Raw genomic sequence first — 21,177 nt, 5'->3', positions numbered from 1 at the left:
AGTGGTTGCCTTCGTCATTAATAAAGACGAGTAATGCACTTATCTGACTACTCTCTTGACGGTGCGTGGTCAGACAACAATTTTATCGTCTGTGTGTGATGCAATTAACCTGAAACTGGCGAGTAGATTCATTACAGCGTGCTACCAAATAAATAGGTGTGAAATTATTTATTCAATATTTCATAATCATAAAAATTAAATATGCGACTGCTAAGTAAAAGTAGTAATGATATTACCTTTGATCTTTAAAATATTTTATGATAGAAATTTATTTAGGATGTATTAACTTTCAATGGAATGAATAGGAGTAGTAAATGGCTAGTATTATCTATTTAAAAATTAACGGTGAGAGACAAGGCCTCATATCGGCAGGCGCATCCTCGGTAGATTCTATTGGTAATAAATATCAATCAGGGCATGAGGATGAAATTTTCATATATGAGTTAATGAATCAATTTACGCGACTTGAAAATGTATCTCTTCATCCTGTTGATATAAGAAAACCAATAGATAAATCCACACCGCTTTTAGCTCAGGCTTTGAATGATAAAGAAAAATTAAATTGCGAATTTTTATTGTATAGAACGTCATCCTTGGGTGGGCATGAAGTTTTTTTTAAAATATCTTTAAAAGATGCGATTGTTAACGATATTCGTTATTTTTATCCCCACTCATTGACGGATAATGATGGTCAACCTCAGGAAAATGTATCATTTAAATTTTCATCAATAACATTGGAGCATGTTATTTCTCGAACGAGTAGTTATATGCTATGGAGTGATTCAATTTATTAATTTTTAGAAATCCAAGGACGGATAAAGTAAATGAGTAAGCGATCAGAAATATTGGATGTCAATCAGGTAATATCAGCGAAGTACGGTATAATTTACACCGAAATATTAGGTTGGGTAGACTTGGGGCATGCATCAGGTGATGACATCAGGAGTGTTTTGTCTCAAATGGAATTAGGTGAAAGTAAGCTCGATAAGTTTTATCATATTCGTTATGAACAAAACATGTTCGTTAAACGAAAACTGGCAGGTACTGCTAAGTACAGTCTTTGGAAAATACGTCGAGGACGCTTACTATCTGAACGCCATAGTATCGCTCTTGCTATGATGATGAGAACGGGCATAGCATTTGAAGGAATGCAAGATAGTTGGCCTTTTAGCTGGGCTACAGACAGTGGCTTTAGTGGAGAAGACCTCGTGTCCGATTTGCTTGGTTTTTATCGAGCAATCCATGGTAAAAATTATCTTTCTGACTTAAAACCTGTTAGCAAGAGTGAGTCAATTAAACGATGGGATTATTATGGCGCTGTTGGCAACTTTAAGAATAAAGGGTTTAGGCCTTTGTTGTTTCCTGATCCATCAAAATCACCAAACGCAAGGCCTTATCTAGGTGAATTACCCAGTTTTATGAAATCAGTGAAGCCATATTCAAATTTCGATTCTGGTGATGTCGTAATTGTAAATGATAGTGATTTTGGAGTGTATTTAAACAATAAGAGGGTCTATGGGGATTAATAAGGCGATTTTTTTTTTTGCTTTTATAGCGATGGCAGTATGTGCATTAATTAAATTAATGACTATTGATAGTCTTTCTTATACAAAAGAAAATTGGTTTTATGACCATTTCTTCTCAATGGAAGTTATAAGGCAGACTCCCCTTGTCTCTGAAAATTATTACATAACCTATTCAGCCCATGATGGTAACAAACCTGAGACAAATATAATATTTTTTATGGGAACAGCTGACCAATCAAAATTGGAAGGATATTTGATAGCTAAAGGGTTTATTCCTGAAAATATTGATGCTAATACTCTCCGCTGGCGTTCGCTGTCTTATAGTGAATATGACGTTTATCTGAGTGTCTACCCTGATAAAAAAGAAATTATTATGGCGGCAGTCGCTCTTGATTAGGAGAAATATAACGACAGTGCTGGTTTTTTATTTTATCCCCATCATACTTGAAGTTGTAGGTTCTCTGAATTTTCCTGCTTACCCTATATTCTAAATAATTTAAGTTACGCGATGGCGACCAGTAGCGGCGCGGGTTCGGCGAGTCAGCATGCTGTGGGAACGGGCGTGATCGGTGGCATGTTAGCCGCGACCTTCCTCGCCATCTTCTTCGTGCCGCTGTTCTTTGTCGTCGTGCGCCGCCGCTTTCCGTTAAAGGAGAAGGCATGATGGGGTCATGTTCATGATGAAAATGGCCCCATCGGGCGTTATGCCGAGAGGTAGTCCTCCACAGACTTAACGGTAGCGTAGCCGAACTCAAACGCGGCCATCATCGCCGCATGTGTTTGAGCGGCAGGCACGGTCACGCCATTAAACGTAAGATCCAAGGTGGCGCAGGCGTCATGTAGCACAGTAACCGGATAACCCATGTCCACTGCCGCACGGACTACAGCGTCGATGCACATGTGGCTCATTGCTCCTACGACGACGATATCTTGAATATTGAAAGCATCTAACTGCTTCTTGAGATCCGTTTCTCGGAAGGCGTTGATGTATTTTTTGACGATGACGGGTTCTTTGCCATCTGGCGCGACGGCTGATTGAATCTGGGCACCGTCGGATCCCTTGAGAAATATCCCGGCATCGTTGCTATCAGCTTCGTGGCGTATGTGGAAAACGGGAATATCAGTATGTCGTGCATGGGTAATTACCCTGCTAGCATTCGCTACAGCGGCTTCGATACCGGACAACGGCAATTTTCCAGTGGGCAGATACTCGTTTTGCAGATCAACGACTACAAGGCCTCGTTTCATAAACGATCTCCAGTCAAATTATCAACGTGATGTTTTGTGAAGGCAGAGACTTTCGCTGGCCCCACACATAGCGTATGCAGGAGTGGGTTGTTTACTCATCCACTCCCCTAACTGAGCACCAAATAGTTTGTGGGTCATCCCTTGCGGCCTACTACTACTGTGCAATGTGATTTAAATCAAAACGCCAATGAAGCGCCATCTTCTGGGATATCAACGCGGCTCTCAATACCTTGCTTCTTGACATAAGCCCGTAATTCTTCACGGGTCAAGGACATGTGATTAACTGCATCCATGTGCACCGCGACGATTTTCGCGTTTTTCGCAGCCTGTGATGCGCGCAGCACATCTTCTTCTCCCATGATGATCGACCCTTCGAAGCCGGTCAGTTTCGCTTTGCCGGCGTTGAGTACGATGACGTCGGGGTGGTATGTATCAATGGCTTGGTCTACCTCTTTACGCCAGACAGTATCTCCAGCCAAGTAAAGGGTCTTATAGCCTTTTGCTTGAAAAACGACGCCCATGGCTTCACCAAGAAGCTTTGCAGGGCCGGGAACAGCGTACATTGCGTCTGTGCCATGCTGACCACCGGTCTTGGTGATCTTGACGCCGCCGAATTCAGCTTCATCAGTCAGTACGCGTACGTTTTTGAAACCCTGAGAGCGGATCAATTGTGCATCGGCCTCATGCTGCGCAAACAGTGGTATATCTTTAGGTAATGCTTTTTGTGCCGCATCGTCCCAGTGGTCAAGATGGGTATGAGTCACGATGACGGCATCAACACCGGAGATGACGTTATCTGCTGATTCGGGTAAATCCACCAGCGGATTGCGGAGGTGACTGCGATAGGTACCTTCAAACCCAGGGTAAGCGCCCTTTTTAGCTAGCATCGGATCGATCAAGAAGGTCGTGCCTGCGTAAGTGATTTTCACTGTTGCATTCCGAATCTGCTGCATTTCTACTTTATGCGTTGCAGCGGAGGCTTGGGTATCGTTTTCTCCTGCCAACACAGGTGCGGCGACTGTGCCAAAAGCGATGCAGAGTACGAGGGGAAGCGTTTTGAATTTCATTTGATTAGTCCTGTTGATTATTCAAGGCGTCTATTTTTGCTCAATCTTCAAACGTTAAACAGTGACCTAAATGACATGTTTAGATAGAATTGGGCCATCAAGATTCAAGCAAGGTCTAACCTATGTCTTCTATACGTGTTGCGGTGCTCGCCTTCAATGGTGTAAGCCTGTTCCATCTCTCCGTGCCTGGGCTGGTATTTGGAACCGTTAAAACCGTGCAGAATGAGCCTCAGTACGAGGTCAACTACTGCGCTGAAGTACCGGGCATGATAGAGAGCGACCAGGGCATCGTTATAACCGTTCTGCACGGGCTTGAGCTCATGCGGGAATCTGATGTCATCGTCATTCCGGCCTGGGGCAATCCTGCGGTTGTGGCATCAACACAACTGATGGAAGCACTTCAACTCGCCCATACCCAAGGCAAGCTGATTGTGGGTTTATGTTTAGGTGCGTTTGTGCTCGGCGATGCCGGTTTACTTGATGATAGAGAGGCGACTACGCACTGGATCGCGCGCGATATTTTTGCACAACGATTCCCGAAGGCTCGTTTTCGGCCCGAGGTGCTATACGCCAGTACCGACAACATCATGACTTCTGCGGGAACCCTGGCAGCGATTGACTGTTGTTTGCATTTAGTGATGCAGCGGTATGGCGCTGAAACGGCAAATCGCACGGCAAAGCTCCTTGTGACCCCTCCACATCGGCAGGGGGGACAAGCGCAATATGTTGAACACTCGGTCCCCCGGCTTGCTACCGAGGCCCATCTGTCGGATGTGTTGACATGGGCGAGACAGAATCTGGCCAGCGAGCTTTCGCTTGATCTCCTTGCTGAAAGGGCAAAGATGAGCAGGCGAACGTTTACTCGTCGCTTCCGCGAGTCCACGGGGAGTACGGTAACTAAATGGCTAAACGCTGAGCGAGTTGTCAGAGCGCAAGAGCTATTGGAAACGACTGATTTGCCTATTGAATGTATTGCGGGTGAAGCAGGTTTTGGAACCCCCTTATCTTTAAGGCAGCAATTTAGCGCTCAGCTAGGCACGTCGCCCTCTGACTATCGGCGGATGTTCTTTCGTAAAATGAATCCAAATGTGGAGACGAAAAGCCTTGAACGCTCTGCCAAGTCGTCTGTGCCGTCTACGGGTCGAGTCGAATACAAGAAGTGATGGATACCAGCGTACTGGGTTGGTCTGGCAGGTGTCGTTGAGCATTCTGGTGTGACTTGCTACCGGCTTGCTGGTGCATTGATATGATGTTTATTTGAGACACAGACGCAATAATTTATGGGGAAATTCATCAAACTGTAAACAAAGGTAACTACGTTATGTCCTGCTAAATGACGCAACCAAGGACATAACAATGAAAGCTCGCTGGTTACTGCCTTTACTGATTTCTGCTGCGTTGCCGGGGATGGTTCAGGCTCAGGCCATTTATCCCATTGACCGCGCCACCATGCTGGCAGGCGGAAAATTCGATTTTAAAGTCGAATTTGATGAAGTACTTAAGCCGGAAGATATCCGTATTCTGATCAACGGCAAGGATTACCAGCAGGTGCTGGGCAAAACGGCCTCGTTTGTTGAGCGTGAGGATGGCGGTAATGCGTCCACGATTTGGCTGCGCGACGTGAACTTGCCTGAAGCCGGCAAGTATGTGGTAGAGGCGGAAGCCAAAGGCAAAAAGACGCAGGTGAACTGGGACGTTTATTCCGCGTCCGGCACGCGTAAAGCTAAAAACGTGATTCTGTTTATCGGCGATGGTCTGTCCGTGGCGCACCGTACTGGCGCACGCATCCTGTCTCAAGGGGTGACGGAAGGGAAAGCGGACGGTCGTCTGGCAATTGATGACCTGCAATATATGGCGTTTGCCGGTACGTCCAGTACCGACTCTATCGCGGCCGACAGCGCCAACACCATGAGTGCCTACATGACCGGTCACAAATCCGGTGTGAACGCACTGGGTGTGTACGTCAGCCGTAGCAAAAATTCACTGGAACACCCGAAGCAGGAAACGCTGGGTGAACTGCTGACCCGTTCTACCAAGATGTCTGTCGGTGTAGTCAGCGATGCTGAACTTCAGGACGCCACGCCAGCGGCAGTTGTCTCTCATACTCGCCGTCGTGCGGATAAAGCTGAAATCGTCGAGATGTTCTACAACGTGCAGCCTACCGTCATGCTGGGCGGCGGTTCTGCTTACTTCCTGCCGAAAAGCACGCCGGGTTCGAAGCGTAAAGATGAAACCAACTACGTTGAGAAATTCCAGCAGGCGGGTTATTCACTGGTTACCGACGCAGATTCACTGAAGAAAAACGCGGCGCAGGCTACCAAACTGCTGGGGCTGTTCCACACCGGCAACATGGATGGCGTGATAGATCGTCGTTTCCTGAAAAACGATGTTGCCAAGAAATTCCCGAACCAGCCTGACCTGACGGACATGACGCAGGCGGCACTGGATGTGCTGTCCAAAAACCAAGACGGCTTCTTCCTGATGGTGGAATCTGCGCTGATCGACAAAGCGTCTCACCCGCTGGATTGGGAACGCGCTTTCACTAACACCATCATGCTGGATCAGTCTGTTGCCATCGCCAAGAAATTCGCCGAGAAAAACCCGGATACGATGATTATCGTGACGGGCGACCATACGCACGGCCTGTCTATCATCGGAACCATTGATGACAACAAACCGGGCACCGAGATGCGTGAGAAGGTCGGCGTGTATGAAGATGCGGGCTACCCGAACTATAAGGATGCCAACAAAGACGGCTATCCGGATGACCTGAACGTTTCTAAACGTCTGGCCGTGTTCTTCAACAACTTCCCGGACTATTACGAGACGTTCCGTCCGAAACTGGATGGTCAGTTCGTTCCTGCTATCAAGAACGAAAAAGATGAATACGTTGCTAACAAAGCCTACGAGAAAGTGCAGGGTGCGGTATTCCGCGAAGGGATTCTGCCACGCTCTTCCGATACGGGTGTTCATGCCGTTGACGATATGGTGATTCAGGCGAGCGGCCCAGGCGCAGAGCGTATCCGTGGTTACATGGAAAACACCGATCTGTTCCGGGTGATTGTTGATGCACTGGCGGTGAAACCGCAGGACAAAAAGTAATCCTACGACGCTATGAATAATGCGAAATGCAGCAAAGCGGGGGCGACCCCGCTTTTATTCTCTTGGTTGCGTGCGGTGCTGGTGATCCTCCTCCTTGGTGGCATCACCCCGGTAAACGCTGCGCAGCCTGAACTCTCCTTCGATAAGCTGTACGCCTCTTACGGCGTGCTGGGTCTGGAATTCTCCAATGACGTTAAAGCGCTCTCCGGTAAACGGGTCAAGATGCGCGGCTTTATGGCACCGCCGCTCAAGGCGGAGTCACAATTCTTTGTATTAACCAAAATGCCGATGGCGCTGTGCCCCTTCTGTTCGTCTGATGCGGACTGGCCTGAAGATATCCTCGTTGTTTACCTCGCCAAACGTCAGACCTTCGTACAGAACAACACCATGATTGAGGTGGAAGGCGTGCTGGAGCACGGATCGTGGACCGACCCGGAAACGGGTTTTGTCAGCCTGCTGCGACTGCGTGAAGCCACGTTCGATACCCTTTAGGAGCGCTGATGGCTGAGTTATTGATTCAACACCTGAGTGTGACCTTTCCCGATACGTCCGAGGCGGTGCTGGATATTCCTGCGCTGTCTATTCGTTCTGGCGAGCGAGTCGCGGTGATGGGGCCTTCTGGCTCCGGTAAGACCACGCTGGTGAATGCCATCACCGGGATGGATCACAGCGGAACGGGCTGTGTTCAGTGGGAAAAACAGGATATCTGGCAGATGAACGAAGCGGAGCGTGACCGCTGGCGGGCGCAGCATATCGGGCTGGTGATGCAGGATTTCCACCTGTTCCCCGGCCTGAGTGCGATAGAGAACGTCTTACTGCCTGCGCAGTTTCACCACTGGCGGATCCCCGCGGCGCTCAGGCAGCGGGCGGCAGATCTGCTGGCGCAGGTTGGGCTGGATACCGCGAAACGTCCGATTGAAGTGTTATCACGCGGCGAGAAGCAACGGGTTGCCGTCGCGCGAGCCTTGCTCAGCAAACCAGACATCATCGTCGCCGATGAGCCGACGGCCAGTCTGGACGCGCAGAGCGGTGAACAGATTGCCGATCTGCTGGTGACGCTGGCGCGCGATAGCCGGGCGACGCTTATCGCCATTACGCACGATGCACGTCTGGCATCGCAGATGTCGCGCCGTATTCAACTGGAAAAAGGACGCCTCGTGGCGGACACACAGTATCAGGAGGATCGCGCATGATTCCTTGGCGTCTTATCTGGGTCGACTGGCGTCGGCTCTGGCCGGGTGTGCTGGTCGTGGTGTTGTTGATCGCGACGGCGACAGCGTTAAGTATTTCGGTGAGTTTGCAGGAAAGGGCGCTGCGCATGGGTAGCGCCAAAGCGGCTGACCGTTTCGATCTGGTGATCGGCGCGCCGGGGAGTGAAACCCAGTTGGTGCTGTCGTCCGTGTTCCTGCAACCGTCGGCGCTGACGCTGATTCCTGCGCAGGTGTTGACCGATTTGGAGAAGAACCCGCTGGTCGCCTGGGCGGCACCGGTTGCGTTTGGTGATTTCTATCAGGGGATGCCGATTGTCGGGACCACGCCGCCGCTGGTCACCGATAACGGTAAGCGGCAGCTCACCGCCGGACGCGTGTTCAACGACGGTTTTGAGGCCGTGGTAGGGGCGCAAACGGGGCTGACGGTGGGGAGTACCTTTAGCCCGATTCACGGTCAGGTAGGTACGGAAGGGGCGCACGCGCACGATGACGTCACCTACACCGTAGTCGGTGTGTTACCTGCTGACGGCAGCGCGTGGGATAAAGCGATTCTGGTACCAGTGAACGCGGTGTGGCGAGTACACGGTATCCATCCACCGCATGGTGCGGACGATGATCACGACCATAATGAGCATGAGGGGGAACATGATCATGAAAGTGAACATGACGGCCATACGCATGCGGAAGGTGAGCAGCATGGCGATGAGCATCACAACGACTTTCATCCAGCGGAAAGCGCGGAAAGTGATGATCATCATGCTGTTGTCGCTCAGCCGGTAACGGCGTCACATGATGACGAGCATGGCGAGGAAGATGCGCATGGACACGCACATCAGGCGGGGTTGCCCGCTATTGTCGTTAAACCGAAAACGATCGCAGGTGCTTATCAACTGCGTTCGCTGTATCGCAGCAACACGACGCTGGCGGTGTTCCCCGGCGAAGTGCTGGTGAAGCTCTACTCGATGCTGGGCGACATTCGTGAACTGCTGACCTATATCTCGCTGGGAACGCAGGGACTAGTCGGCGTCGCGGTGGCGATGGTGGCGGTTATCCACCTGCGGCAGCGACAGAAACAGATTGGCGCACTGCGTGCCTTTGGCGCACCGCGCTACGGCATTTTCACGCTGATTTGGAGCGGGTTGATGTCGCTGGTGAGCGTCGGTGTGCTGTTGGGTGTCGGTTTGGGCTACCTTGCCGCACGCGCGATTGCGGTGGTCATGAGTGAGAAAAGCGGCTTCGTCCTGCCGGTGACGCTGGAATGGGAAGACATCCACGTCGTCCTGCTCCTGTTGCTGGTCGCCGCCGTGGTACTCACTATTCCCGCGATGCTGTCTTACCGTCAATCTCCTGCAACGGCGCTACGTGGGGAATAAATGCGGTGAATAACGGTGTGCGCCGTCGGAAATGATGGCACACATCGACATCCATAGTGAAAATAATTCGTTGTTTTGAAAAGGTATCCCGACAGGTTAACACTGCGGGATACTTTATTATTACCGTCTAATCCTGTTATTACTGCTCGAAATAGCTGCGGATTTTCTCGATACCGTCGCCGTTAGACAACGCCAGAGAGAGCAGAATGCGGGCTTTCTGCGGGTTGTAGAATCCACTGCCAATAGCACCGTCTTTCTTCTTATCCGTTACATAGCCGTTGCCGGTGCGTGTGCTGATCACCACCGGAATACCTTTGGCTACCGCTTTTTTGATGTCTTCTTTGATACGCGTTGGTGTAGAACCGTTACCGCTACCCGCGATAATGATCCCTTTTGCGCCCTGTTCAATCGCGGCATTCAGCAGGCCGCTGTCTTGATCCTGATAGCTGTACAGAATGTCGACCTTCGTCAGCGTTTCCTTATTACTTACGTCAAAGAACGGTTTGTTTTCGGGAGCAGATGGCTGGTAGAAGAAGCGCGGAACGCCACCGTAGAAGGCACCGAGATAGCCTTGTTCATTGGCTTTGAACGTGTCCAGCGACGTGGCATTGGTTTTGGTGGTGTAGAAGGCGGAGCCGATGCGGTCGTTGAGCAGCACCATCGCGCCGCGTTTTTCCGCGTTCTTGCTGGTCGCCAGCGTGACGGCTTCCAGCAGGTTCATGGAACCGTCCGCACTGATGGCGGTGGCGGGACGCATCGCGCCAACGATAACCACCGGTTTCTCGCTTTTTACCGTCAGATCCAAAAAGAACGCAGTCTCTTCCAACGTATCGGTGCCGTGAGTGATGACGACGCCGTGCGTGTTTGCATCGCTTAACTGTTTGTTAATCGCTTTGGATAGCTTCAACAGAATGGCCTGATCAATATTTCCGCTGGCGGTGTTGGCGATTTGCTCGCCTGTCACCGTCGCAACATCGCCAATGGCTGGCACCGCATTCAACAGTTCCTGAATGCCGATCGCGCCAGCCTGATAACCTGTCGTGGCCGTATTGGATTCTGCTTTTCCGGCGATGGTCCCCCCCGTCGCGTATATCGTGACGCCAGGTTTGGCGTCATCGGCCAGCAGTGCATGGGACGACAGCATCAGGCAAGCGGCAGTGATGGTGCGGGCGATAAATGAAAGTTGCATTGGCAGGTCCTTGTTTTTTGGTATGGGAATACAAGAACAAAAGCAACTTCTATACCAATGCTTATTCATCTATTACCCTGCTAATTAATCACGGAGAGTCTTTGCTTTGGTGCACAGCGTGGGGCGCTGGCGGCTGTATTGCACTGCAATGGTGAGCACGGTGGCAGTGAATGGAATGAGAGGGAAACCTGTGCCGATAATCTTGAATGACGTCATTCGACGTCTTACCGACTCTGTATAAAAAACAGGGTGAACGTGGTTCACCCTCAGACCGTTGACAAACCTATTTACCGAATGAAAACGGGCATAACGGAATAGAAGAGTAAAGCGTTTGCGCCAGGGATGGCGCAATCCGAGCGCACAGGGACGTGTTTACAGCGTCTTTACGATCTATCCGTTATTCCCGCTCTACGACTTTGTCAGCAACCTCAGGGTGAACATCGTTCACCCTGCTGCATTTTACTCTCTTGGCGTGATGCCAGAGGGGATTAGCGTAAATCCAACATCGCGATATGGTCCATATCGTCAAACGTCAGGTTTTCGCCGATCATGCCCCAAATAAAGGCGTAGTTTTTAGTGCCGACGCCGGTGTGAATCGACCAGCTCGGGGAGATCACCGCCTGTTCATTATGCATCACCAGATGACGCGTTTCATGTGGTTCACCCATCATGTGGAAAATAATGGTGTCTTCCGCCATGTCAAAATAGAAGTACACTTCCATTCTGCGCTCATGGGTATGCGTCGGCATGGAATTCCAGTTGCTGCCTTCCGCCAGACGCGTTAATCCCATGCTCAGCTGGCAGGTTTCCACCACTTCCGGCACCAGATATTTGCAAATCGTCCGTTTGTTGCAGGTCTTGACGTCGCCCAGCGGTGCTTTGATCGCATCGTCTTGCGTAATGATACGTGTCGGGAAAACGGCATGCGCTGGTGCGCTGTTATAATACAGTTTCGCTGGCTTGGCGCTGTCCAGGCTGCTGAACGCTAAGGCTTTGGCTCCCTTTCCGACATAGAGCGCTTCCTCATTGCCAACCTCGTAGCTTGTACCGTCGATGACGATTTTTGCCGGGCCACCGATATTGATAAGCCCCAGCTCGCGACGCTCAAGAAAATAGTTCACGCCAAATTGTTTGCCGATGCCATCATCAAACGTTATCTCGCCGTCCACCGGCATGATCCCGCCCACCACAATACGGTCGATGTGGCTGTAGGTCATGGTGTATTGGTTTGGCGTAAATATCTGCTCAATAAGAAATTTCTTTCTCAGCTCAGTGGTATCAAGCGTTTTCGCATGTTCACTGTGTACACTTTGTCGTACGTCCATTTTGCTACCTTCTTATGCGGTTTTAGGTGAAAAGCGTTTTGCCCATACTGCCGTAAGGATGGGTACCAGTACTGATGTCACGATCACACTGGTGGCGACTAACGCTGTTGCCTGTTGAGCGACCGGCGCGAATTCCGGAGCCATATTCGCGATTAACAGGGGAGTGGCGACGGCGGCACCGGCGCTGCTGGATGCGGCCACGCCTGCGGTTCCATTACCACCGCCGATAAATTTATCCGCCAGAATTAACGGGATACCTGTAACAACAATCACCAACAGGCCGAGGAAGAGTCCTGCGAAGCCGGTCTGGAGGATCACTGATAAATTAATGGTGTTACCCAATGCAAAGGCAAAGAAAGGAATCAGCGTTTGTACTGAATTACCGAACAGCTTTCTCAAGTCCGGGTCCAGGTTGCCCAATGCAAAACCAATCAGGAAAGGCAGTACGGCACCGACAAATAACTGAGGTTCAAAGGTCGCGATACCGCTGGCACCCAGAATGACCATGGTCATCAACGGGCCGGATTCCAGAGACATCAGTACGAACGCGCCTGCTTCTTCTTTCGAACCGTATTGGTTCATCAGTGCAGCATACAAACCGCCGTTAGTCATGTCCATTGCTGCGACCAGCGCCAGCACGGAGATCCCCGCCAGCATCCCGTTTTGGATGCCGTCTCCCGGCAGGAACGTGCCCGCGATCAGTGCCACAATCCAGGCGGTGGCGATTTTGGTGACCACCAGAACGCCTGATTTTCTCAGCATCGTTCCCGTTGCTTTAAATTCAATAGACGCGCCCATGCAGAAAAACCAGACCGCCAGAATCGGGATGGTGCCAGTAATCAGGCCGTTACTGAAAGAACCTAAAAATTTCCCTGCTCCTGGCGTAAAGGTATTACAGAGTGCGCCCAAAAAGAGCGGCACCAGCATTAATCCCCCAGGGATTTTATCAATAGCTTGTTTGATTTTCATAAAAGACCTCATTAAAAGATAAAAGCATGTTCAGCCCGCTTTCAGTGAAAGCAGATGGAGTATTGGTATTTAGTAATAAATAGGGGGGAATAAAACCCAAGGGGTTATTACCCGATTTCATTAACTAGTGAAGATGGTTGTCCCCATTATAAAATTGATAATTAATAATTTTTTTCATCTTAATGATGACTTCTGTAATGTGTTTTTTAGTTATAGTTGGTCTTCCCGTAATGCTTAATTAGCGTTTACAGGTCATTATATCGTGATATATCCGTCACGCTATTTTTACGCGACTATGATGAATTTCAATAAATCACAAAATGAAATTCACTAGGGTTATTTTCACTAAATATATTATCTACTATCAATATTCCGGCTGTTAATATGAGCGGTAATCGCTTTGCTGGTTTTAATCAGGCTTGCCAGATGCTTTTCTTTTTTTCCATTAGCATATTGCGACTGCATACCGTTAACGCCGATCGCGGCGATGACTTCACCATTTTGGTTAAAAATCGGCGCGGCCATGCAGCAGATCTCTTCTATATCTTCGCCGTCATCGATTGCCCAGCCTTGTTCCTTGACGGTCTTCAGGTGCTGTAGAAAATCTTCTTTGTTGGTAATTGTCCGAGGGGTCAAATACTCAAAAGTGCAATCAGCAATCAGGGCGTCAATTCTTTCCTGTGGCAGCCAGGCTAATAATACTTTCCCCAGAGACATACGGTTAAATACAATTTTCTTACCTTCCCAGGATGTTTTTACGATGGCCTTGGGCGATTCCACTTTACTCAGGAAGAAACCGTTGTCGCCGTCCATAATACCAAGATGGCAGGTCAACTCCGTCTCTTTGACTAATTCATGCATAAAGTTAATCGTGTCTTTACGCAGATCAATATTCTTTATTACTAGACCGCCAAGCTCAAACAGTCTTAACCCCAAAACATAACGACCGTCAGCGCGTTGACGTAACAATTGCGTCACCACCAGCACTTCCAGCAGATGATGTACGCTGCTTTTGGGTATAGACAGATCCGTACAAATCTCAGTGAAGCTGGCTTCGTCATGTTTGGCGATGTAGTCAATAATCATCACTAAACGGACGGCTGCCGGCGCTTTACTGTGTTCGAGCTGTTGGAATATATTCATGGTGTTCTATATATAAAACTATGGTTTCCTATATAGAACAATAATAACGCAACGGTAATTTATTTACCTAGATGCAGATCACAAAACACTCGTGAAGTGGTTGAATATTTCAATATAAATGAAACGTAGTTTTATTAGGGAAACAAAATAGCGGTATTTTGGCAGGAAAGATGCCTGACCTTATGAAAACGAGGTCAGGCATCTTTTAAATAATAGTGGGGGCTGCGTTAACGCTTTTTAAAGGCGGCGGCCAGGGCGTCGCCCATCGCGCTGTTGCCTGCGACAGGGGCGCTAGCGGGACGAGGACGTGATTTACCGGCTGGCTGACGTGATGACGTATTGCTATCGCCACGCGCACTGCCACCGCCACGACGTGATGCGGTGTCGCCCGGCTGCTCATCAAGGCGCATGGTCAGCGCGATACGCTTACGTTGCAGATCCACTTCCATCACTTTCACTTTGACGATATCGCCTGCTTTCACGACCTTGTGCGGATCGTCGACGAAATGGTCGGCCAGTGATGAAATGTGTACTAAGCCATCCTGATGGACGCCGATATCCACAAACGCACCAAAGTTGGTGACGTTGGTGACGGCACCTTCCAGAATCATACCCGGCAGGAGATCGTTTAAGGTTTCCACGCCGTCGGCGAAGCTGGCGGTTTTGAACTCAGGACGTGGATCGCGACCCGGTTTTTCCAGCTCTTTGATGATGTCGGTCACTGTTGGTACGCCGAAACGCTCATCGGTGAAATCCGAGGGTTTCAGGTTACGCAGCGCGTTAGGGTTCCCCATTAGCTCCTGCAACGCCTGTTCGGTCGCGGCCAGAATGCGTTCCACGATCGGATAGGCTTCCGGGTGAACGGTAGAAGCATCCAGCGGGTTGTTGCCGTTGTTGATGCGCAGGAAGCCCGCACACTGTTCAAAGGCTTTTGGCCCCAGACGGCTGACTTTCAGCAACTGTTCGCGGTTATGGAAGCGGCCATTCTCATCACGCCAGGTCACAATATTCTGCGCCATCATGCGCGTCAGCCCGGCGACACGCGTTAACAGCGCCACGGACGCGGTATTCAGATCAACGCCGACGGCGTTTACGCAGTCTTCGACCACCGCATCCAGTTTCTTCGCCAGCAGACTTTGGCTTACGTCATGCTGATACTGACCCACGCCGATGGATTTCGGATCGATCTTCACCAGCTCCGCCAGCGGATCCTGCAAACGACGGGCGATAGACACCGCACCGCGCAGCGAGACATCCAGATCGGGGAATTCCAGCGCGGCCAGCTCGGACGCGGAGTACACCGACGCGCCCGCTTCGCTGACGATCACTTTCTGTGCTTTGATATCCGGGAACTGCTTCTGCGTGTCGAGGAAGAAACGCTCGGTTTCACGTGAGGCAGTTCCGTTACCAATCGCCACCAGCTCAACCTGATGTTTGAGGCACAGTGCGGCCACAACCGTAGCCGCTTTAGCCGCCTGACCGGTATGCGGATAAATGGTGTCGGTCGCGACCAGCTTGCCGGTGGCATCCACCACCGCAACTTTTACGCCAGTACGCAGGCCGGGATCGAGACCCATAGTGGCGCGCATGCCCGCCGGAGCGGCCATCAGCAGATCGTGCATGTTGCGGGCGAAAACGTTGATTGCTTCGTCTTCGGCCTTTTCACGCACGCTGCCCATCAGTTCGGTTTCAAGGTGCAGCAGCACTTTAATGCGCCACGTCCAGCTAATGACGGCGCGTCGCCAGCTGTCCGCTGCCGCATTCCCCAAACGCAGGTTCAGATGGTCGATAATGATCTGTTCGCAGTAGCTCTCACGCGGCGCTTCTTCGTGCTGCGGATCGGCGTTCAGAGCCAGTTGTAGCACGCCTTCGTTACGGCCACGGAACATTGCCAGCGCGCGGTGTGAAGGCACCTGAGCAATCGGCTCGTGATGATCAAAATAGTCACGGAACTTCGCGCCTTCTTCCTCTTTCCCTTCTACGACGCGAGAAACCAGATGGGCATTTTTCCACAGGTAGTTACGCACTTTTGCCAGCAGCGTGGCGTCTTCGGCAAAGCGTTCCATCAGAATGTAACGTGCGCCGTCCAGTGCGGCTTTCACGTCCGCGACGCCTTTCTCGGCATCGACATAAGCCTGTGCCGTCAGTTCCGGCTCCTGGCTCGGGTCTTGCCACAGGCTGTCGGCCAGCGGTTCCAGACCGGCTTCAATCGCAATTTGTCCGCGCGTGCGACGCTTCGGTTTATACGGCAGATAGAGATCTTCCAGCTCGGTTTTGCTCAGCGTGCCTTTTATGGCGGTAGCGAGCGGCGCGGTTAACTTTCCCTGATCGTCGATGGATTTCAGAATAGTCTGGCGTCGGTCTTCCAGTTCACGCAGGTAACCGAGGCGCGTTTCGAGCTGGCGCAATTGGGTGTCATCCAGCCCGCCGGTCACTTCTTTACGGTAACGGGCGATAAAAGGGACGGTGTTTCCTTCGTCCAGCAGGCGGACGGCGGCGTCTACCTGCTCCGTACGCGCCTGCAATTCGCTGGCGATAATGTGGCTTAATGAATCATTCATAGGTCTGATATCAGTCGTCGTCAAATTAGTGGAATAAAAGGTAGTGGAATTAAGTAGTGAGTGAAACCAGTGAGGACAGTTATACGGATTGAGCGTGCAAAATGCCAGCCGCCGCCGTCTGGAAAACGCGGATGATCTGGCGTTGTTCAGTGCAACAAAATTTACCTACCGTCGGCAGAACGATCGGCTGGATTGCGCATTGGGATGAGATGCACAAGCAGGATGAAATCAGGATCTACCGTCCACGTCAGATTTATACCGAACCGCCGCGTCGGGACTATGTTTCCGCGCTGAAAGAGTGATGCAATTATCACCATGATGCCTATGTCGCGGCATCATGGTGAATCTCGTCATACTTCAAGTTAAATGTGCGTTGGCTACGTTCACTCACCCGAATCACTTACCTGTGTAAGCTCATCGGGATTCCTTCTCTTGCCGCCTTCCTGAAACTCGAATTATTTAGAGTATTGCGGGCAGGATAAGCCTAGAATTTTTCCCAGTTATCCTGTGCATTGCCGGCCGGCGCGAGCGCTAAACGAGTCGGTTGGGCTTTCTTCGCCATCGGCGCTGGGCGCGCTGCTGGCATCCCCCGTAGATGGAAATGGTTCATGAGCGTCACCAGATGAGAGGACTGCTCGCGCAGGCTGGTTGCCGCATTGGCGGATTCTTCCACCAGCGTTGCGTTCTGCTGGGTGACCTGATCGAGCTGGTTCACGGCATCATGAATTTGCGAAATGCCGGACTCCTGCTCCTGCGTTGTCGTTCCGATCTCATTGATTAAATCTGCCACGCTGCGCGCCTGACGCACCAGATCATCAATGGTGCTGCCGGTGTCTTCAACCAGACGATTCCCCGCTTCCACTTTTTCGACGCTGGTGTTGATCAACACCGCAATCTCTTTCGCGGCGGAGGCGGAACGCTGTGCCAGCGAACGTACTTCCCCAGCCACCACGGCGAAACCGCGACCTTGCTCACCCGCGCGCGCGGCTTCGACCGCCGCATTCAGCGCCAGAATATTGGTCTGGAAGGCGATGCCATCAATGACGCTGATGATGTCGCGGATTTTGTGTGAACTGGTGGAGATCTCTTTCATCGTAATGACCATATCGCTGAGGGCTTCACCGCCCTTGGTCGCCGTTTCGCTAGTTTGGCTGGCAAGCTGAGTGGCGTTGCGGACGGTTTCCGCATTTTGACGAATTGCCTGACTCATCTGCTCCATTGACGCAGCCGTTTGCTGCAAACTGGCGGCCTGCTCTTCCGTACGCTGGCTCAGGTTTTCGCTGCCTGCGGCGATTTGGCTGGAACCGGAAGCGATGGCTTCGCTGCTCTGCCGTACCTGTTCGACGATATCACCCAGGTTATGACTCATATGACGCATGGTGGCTAACAGGCTGCTGTGGTCGTTCGGCTTGATATTGATATCAACGGCCAGATCGCCATCGGCCACCTGACGGGCAACGTGAGTGGCGTAGAGCGGTTCTCCCCCCAACTGGTTTTTCAGCGTGCGGGTAATCAGCCAGGCCACGGCAGCGGCCATGACGGCGGCGGCAAGCGCGAGAATCAGCATGATGACGCTGCCGGACTGTGCATCCTGCTGCGCCCCGCTGACAATTTTGTTGGTATCCTGCTGCTGCGAGGCCATCATCGCGTCCAGCACTTTGAACAGTGCGTTTTGTGCCGTCTGCATCTCATTGAGAATAATGGCGTTACCCTGCAGACGCTGCTGTGGATCGGTGGATTGCACCAATTCCATCGCTTTCAAAAAGGCTGCAAGGTAGGGCGGACGAGTGTCCTGAAACTGTTTGAGCAGCGCGCGGGTGCCTTCGGTATCGAGCTGTTGCCCCAGCTTTTTCAGGTTGGCAGTATTGCGGGCGATTTGCTCGTCGACGAACTGCTTTTCCTGCCGGATTTGCGCAGGATCGGTACTGATCGCAATGTTACGGATTAAACGGGCATTCGCATCAAATCCAGCTTTCACTTCCTGAATCAATAACATATTCGCTAATGTGGTACCGGAAAGCCGGTTGATGTCGTTACCCAAGCCAACCAGTTGGAGTCGTCCAAAGAATGCCACCATCAGGCTGATCATGATAACCAGAGTAAATCCCATTCCTAGCATATTACCGAGTTTGATTCTGTTCAGCATATTCATAAACATCCTTAATTTTTTGACATGCTATGAAGGCACAGCGGAGGGGGCTTGCTATCGTAATCGATACAAGTAATGACAAGGTTTTATTGCCATAATCTTCGTTTCCGGGATACATCGTCGACTCCCGTATTTAAAAATGTATAGATAAGAATATCTTCAATATCGGCAAGAAAAGCGTTCGTTTGATCACGTAAATTACGGCGAATGGGATTTCGTATGAAATGTGTGATCTGAGAGACAAAATGCGTGCGGGTATGGCGTTGGCGAATGGGAATAATGAGAAAAACGTGGGAGAGTGGTGCGTTAACCCCTTTAGACGTTAACGCACCGATCGATCAAGAAACGCTGTCGCTGGTAAAAGGGGCGATATAGCGCTGATAGCGTGACTCTTTCAGCTGTTGCAGGTCGACCAGTACCAGACCGTCGATGCAGTTATTGAAATCAGGATCGATGCCGAAGTCGATAAACCGCACGCCTCCCGGCTCACACAGCTCCGAATATTGCTTGTAGAGCGTGGGGATGGCACAGCCCATGTTACTGAGCATGCTTTTCAACCGCGTGAGATCCTGCTGGTAGTCCGTTCCTTCAAACTGTTTCAGCACGTCAGGCAGCGAAGCTGGATAAGGGCGGCGCGACGTAGCCAGCGGCTGATCGGGCGTGAAGTGCAAGCGGTAAAACGCAACCAGCAAATCGCGCGCATTCGGCGGCAAAGTACCGGAAAGCGACACCGGACCGAACAGATAGCGGTGTTCTGGATAGCGCGCCAGATAGGCACCAATACCCAGCCAGAGATAATCCAGTCCGCGCTTACCCCAGTATTTGGGCTGAATGAAACTGCGTCCCAGCTCAATGCCGGATGCCAGTATCGGATCCATTTCGTCGCCGTACTGGAAAAGACTGTGGCTGTAGAGGCCGCTTTTCCCTTTTTCTGCGATCAAACTGGCTGTCGAGACAAAGCGATAGGCACCGACAATCTCTAGCTCGCGGTCATCCCACAGAATCAGGTGCAGATAGTCATCGTCATAGCTGTCCAGATCGCGGCGTTGGCCGGATCCTTCGCCCACAGCCCGGAAAGCAATTTCGCGCAGGCGTCCGAGTTCGCGCAACAGCGGCACGTAATCTTCTTCACCGCGACGATACAGATAGACAATCTTGCCATCCGGCGTGGTGCCCAGCGTTTCGCACGCTGACAGCGCGCGCTTCAGCAGCACGCGATCTTCGGCCAGCGCAATGGGCTTTTCACCGGTAAAACAGCCGGGCTTTCCTTGCCCTAGGCGATAAACGTGACGCCGGAATCGGGCCGCCAAATCGTTAGCGTTCCAGTCACCCTGACTCCAGGACGCATAGGGAATTCTGGCACCGATACGCAGCTTGAGGGTTTGATCGCGCTGACCAAACATTTCTCTCACCAACAGGAGCGTGGAGAGCGGGCGATAAACCATGGACGAGAGATAAAACAGCGCACTGTTGCGTCCGCCGATATGAATAGGGACCACGGGCGCGCGGGCTTTGCTTGCCATGCGGATGAATCCGTTGTGCCAGTGACCGTCGCGAATACCTTGTAGGCTGGCACGTGAAACCTCGCCCGCCGGGAAGACGATGATCGCGCCGTCGCCTTCCAGATGCCGCTGGATGGCGCTGATTTGCTGGCGTTTGGTGCGGTTATTAAAGTTGTCGACGGAAAAAAACAGATTTTTGAGCGGGGCGACATAAGAGAGTAGCTGGCTGGCGACGATGCGGACGTCGGGCCTGACGCTGGCGACGGTACGCAGTAGCGCCAGACCGTCCAGTGAGCCAATGGGATGGTTTGCAACCAACACCACTGGCCCCTGGCTGGGGATATTTTCTAAATCCCCTTCGACCATTTCACAATTGAAGTTGAAGTAATCAAGAATCTGTTCGACCAGATCCAATCCTTTCAAATGTGGGTAATGCCGCGCAAATTGCTGCATTTCATTTTCAAATAGCAGAGAACGCAAAACCGTCTTCTGCCAGGGTGGCGTATGGCGATGCGGGACAAGATCTTGCAGAATGGCGTCTAAGCTAAACATAAATCGTTCTCCGTAGCTTTCTGTGGCTAAAAGTACGGGATAGAAATGACATATTTATGTCTGTTGATAGATTATTAGCCAAAACTGTAAATCTGTGTAATGAACGCACGATTTTTTCGGGCTATTACCAACCCAACATGCCGATTAGCTGTAGAAAAAGTTCGCTAGGACAGGCTGTTGTTACTGTTATTCAATGCAGGGTTGTTTTCCTTGTTTCATTAATAAGGCATAGTCTGCCAATATGACCTATTAATAGAACG

General features: G+C 51.1%; 17 protein-coding genes and 2 pseudogenes. 10 read left to right on the top strand and 9 right to left on the bottom strand.

What is annotated here, in order from left to right:
- Positions 1-314: 314 nt before the first annotated feature.
- From DMB82_RS18820 to DMB82_RS18805, 4 genes and pseudogenes are all read left to right on the top strand, one after another.
- On the top strand, positions 315-794 hold the full coding sequence (locus DMB82_RS18820) for an Hcp family type VI secretion system effector (RefSeq protein WP_116162755.1): 480 nt from the start codon (positions 315-317) through the stop codon (positions 792-794).
- Between the two features lie 30 nt (positions 795-824).
- Positions 825-1,526 carry a hypothetical protein gene (locus DMB82_RS18815; RefSeq protein WP_039484718.1) on the top strand — a complete coding sequence of 234 codons (702 nt, stop codon included), beginning with the start codon at positions 825-827 and terminating at the stop codon, positions 1,524-1,526.
- Positions 1,516-1,923: a hypothetical protein gene (locus tag DMB82_RS18810; protein WP_228400020.1), complete on the top strand. Its 408-nt coding sequence runs from the start codon at positions 1,516-1,518 to the stop codon at positions 1,921-1,923. The genes DMB82_RS18815 and DMB82_RS18810 overlap by 11 nt, the downstream gene beginning before the upstream one ends.
- 111 nt (positions 1,924-2,034) lie before the next feature.
- Positions 2,035-2,190, top strand: a pseudogene (locus DMB82_RS18805) (efflux RND transporter permease subunit); the annotation flags it as partial.
- A gap of 38 nt (positions 2,191-2,228) precedes the next feature.
- Here the strand turns inward: DMB82_RS18805 and DMB82_RS18800 are convergent.
- Both DMB82_RS18800 and DMB82_RS18795 read right to left on the bottom strand, forming a co-directional pair.
- Positions 2,229-2,774, bottom strand: a complete 546-nt coding sequence (locus DMB82_RS18800) for a cysteine hydrolase family protein (protein ID WP_039484715.1) — start codon at positions 2,772-2,774, stop codon at positions 2,229-2,231.
- A 176-nt stretch (positions 2,775-2,950) separates the two neighbouring features.
- Positions 2,951-3,727 (bottom strand): MBL fold metallo-hydrolase, encoded by a 777-nt coding sequence (locus DMB82_RS18795; protein ID WP_228400071.1) that lies wholly within the window; start codon positions 3,725-3,727, stop codon positions 2,951-2,953.
- A 236-nt stretch (positions 3,728-3,963) separates the two neighbouring features.
- Between DMB82_RS18795 and DMB82_RS18790 the strand changes: the two genes are divergently transcribed.
- The 5 genes from DMB82_RS18790 (at position 3,964) to DMB82_RS18770 (ending at position 9,527) form a co-directional block, all read left to right on the top strand.
- Complete coding sequence (locus tag DMB82_RS18790; protein ID WP_116162751.1) at positions 3,964-5,004, top strand: GlxA family transcriptional regulator; 1,041 nt, start codon at positions 3,964-3,966, stop codon at positions 5,002-5,004.
- Between the two features lie 193 nt (positions 5,005-5,197).
- Positions 5,198-6,943 (top strand): alkaline phosphatase, encoded by a 1,746-nt coding sequence (locus DMB82_RS18785; protein ID WP_116162750.1) that lies wholly within the window; start codon positions 5,198-5,200, stop codon positions 6,941-6,943.
- Between the two features lie 12 nt (positions 6,944-6,955).
- The gene (locus tag DMB82_RS18780) at positions 6,956-7,435 is read left to right on the top strand and encodes a hypothetical protein (RefSeq protein ID WP_102116889.1); all 480 of its coding nucleotides are present in this window, start codon (positions 6,956-6,958) and stop codon (positions 7,433-7,435) included.
- Positions 7,436-7,443: 8 nt separating this feature from the next.
- Positions 7,444-8,136: an ABC transporter ATP-binding protein gene (locus tag DMB82_RS18775; protein WP_010299385.1), complete on the top strand. Its 693-nt coding sequence runs from the start codon at positions 7,444-7,446 to the stop codon at positions 8,134-8,136.
- The gene (locus DMB82_RS18770; RefSeq protein ID WP_116162748.1) at positions 8,133-9,527 is read left to right on the top strand and encodes an FtsX-like permease family protein; all 1,395 of its coding nucleotides are present in this window, start codon (positions 8,133-8,135) and stop codon (positions 9,525-9,527) included. Before DMB82_RS18775 ends, DMB82_RS18770 begins: the two co-directional genes overlap by 4 nt.
- A gap of 139 nt (positions 9,528-9,666) precedes the next feature.
- On the opposite strand, the gene DMB82_RS18765 is transcribed toward DMB82_RS18770, so the two are convergent.
- The 5 genes from DMB82_RS18765 to DMB82_RS18745 all read right to left on the bottom strand — a co-directional run bounded on the left by DMB82_RS18765 (position 9,667) and on the right by DMB82_RS18745 (position 16,714).
- Positions 9,667-10,716, bottom strand: a complete 1,050-nt coding sequence (locus DMB82_RS18765) for an asparaginase (RefSeq protein ID WP_102116887.1) — start codon at positions 10,714-10,716, stop codon at positions 9,667-9,669.
- Between the two features lie 488 nt (positions 10,717-11,204).
- Positions 11,205-12,041 carry a 5-dehydro-4-deoxy-D-glucuronate isomerase gene (kduI, locus tag DMB82_RS18760; RefSeq protein WP_010299379.1) on the bottom strand — a complete coding sequence of 279 codons (837 nt, stop codon included), beginning with the start codon at positions 12,039-12,041 and terminating at the stop codon, positions 11,205-11,207.
- Between the two features lie 12 nt (positions 12,042-12,053).
- The gene (gene kdgT / locus DMB82_RS18755; RefSeq protein WP_040033181.1) at positions 12,054-13,010 is read right to left on the bottom strand and encodes a 2-keto-3-deoxygluconate transporter; all 957 of its coding nucleotides are present in this window, start codon (positions 13,008-13,010) and stop codon (positions 12,054-12,056) included.
- Between the two features lie 354 nt (positions 13,011-13,364).
- On the bottom strand, positions 13,365-14,153 hold the full coding sequence (locus tag DMB82_RS18750; RefSeq protein WP_102116886.1) for an IclR family transcriptional regulator: 789 nt from the start codon (positions 14,151-14,153) through the stop codon (positions 13,365-13,367).
- A gap of 227 nt (positions 14,154-14,380) precedes the next feature.
- Positions 14,381-16,714 carry a Tex family protein gene (locus DMB82_RS18745; protein ID WP_116162747.1) on the bottom strand — a complete coding sequence of 778 codons (2,334 nt, stop codon included), beginning with the start codon at positions 16,712-16,714 and terminating at the stop codon, positions 14,381-14,383.
- Between the two features lie 161 nt (positions 16,715-16,875).
- Between DMB82_RS18745 and gltA the strand changes: the two are divergent.
- Positions 16,876-17,016: pseudogene (gene gltA / locus DMB82_RS18740) on the top strand (citrate (Si)-synthase); the annotation flags it as partial.
- 182 nt (positions 17,017-17,198) lie between these two features.
- Here the strand turns inward: gltA and DMB82_RS18735 are convergent.
- On the bottom strand, positions 17,199-18,866 hold the full coding sequence (locus tag DMB82_RS18735; RefSeq protein ID WP_102116884.1) for a methyl-accepting chemotaxis protein: 1,668 nt from the start codon (positions 18,864-18,866) through the stop codon (positions 17,199-17,201).
- A gap of 335 nt (positions 18,867-19,201) precedes the next feature.
- Positions 19,202-20,917 (bottom strand): bifunctional ornithine lipid synthase OlsF, encoded by a 1,716-nt coding sequence (gene olsF, locus DMB82_RS18730; RefSeq protein WP_102116883.1) that lies wholly within the window; start codon positions 20,915-20,917, stop codon positions 19,202-19,204.
- Between the last annotated feature and the right edge of the window lie 260 nt (positions 20,918-21,177).

The sequence above is a fragment of the Pectobacterium aquaticum genome (assembly GCF_003382565.3).
Classification (GTDB): Bacteria; Pseudomonadota; Gammaproteobacteria; order Enterobacterales; family Enterobacteriaceae; genus Pectobacterium; species Pectobacterium aquaticum.
This window is presented reverse-complemented; position numbering and strand designations above follow the sequence as displayed.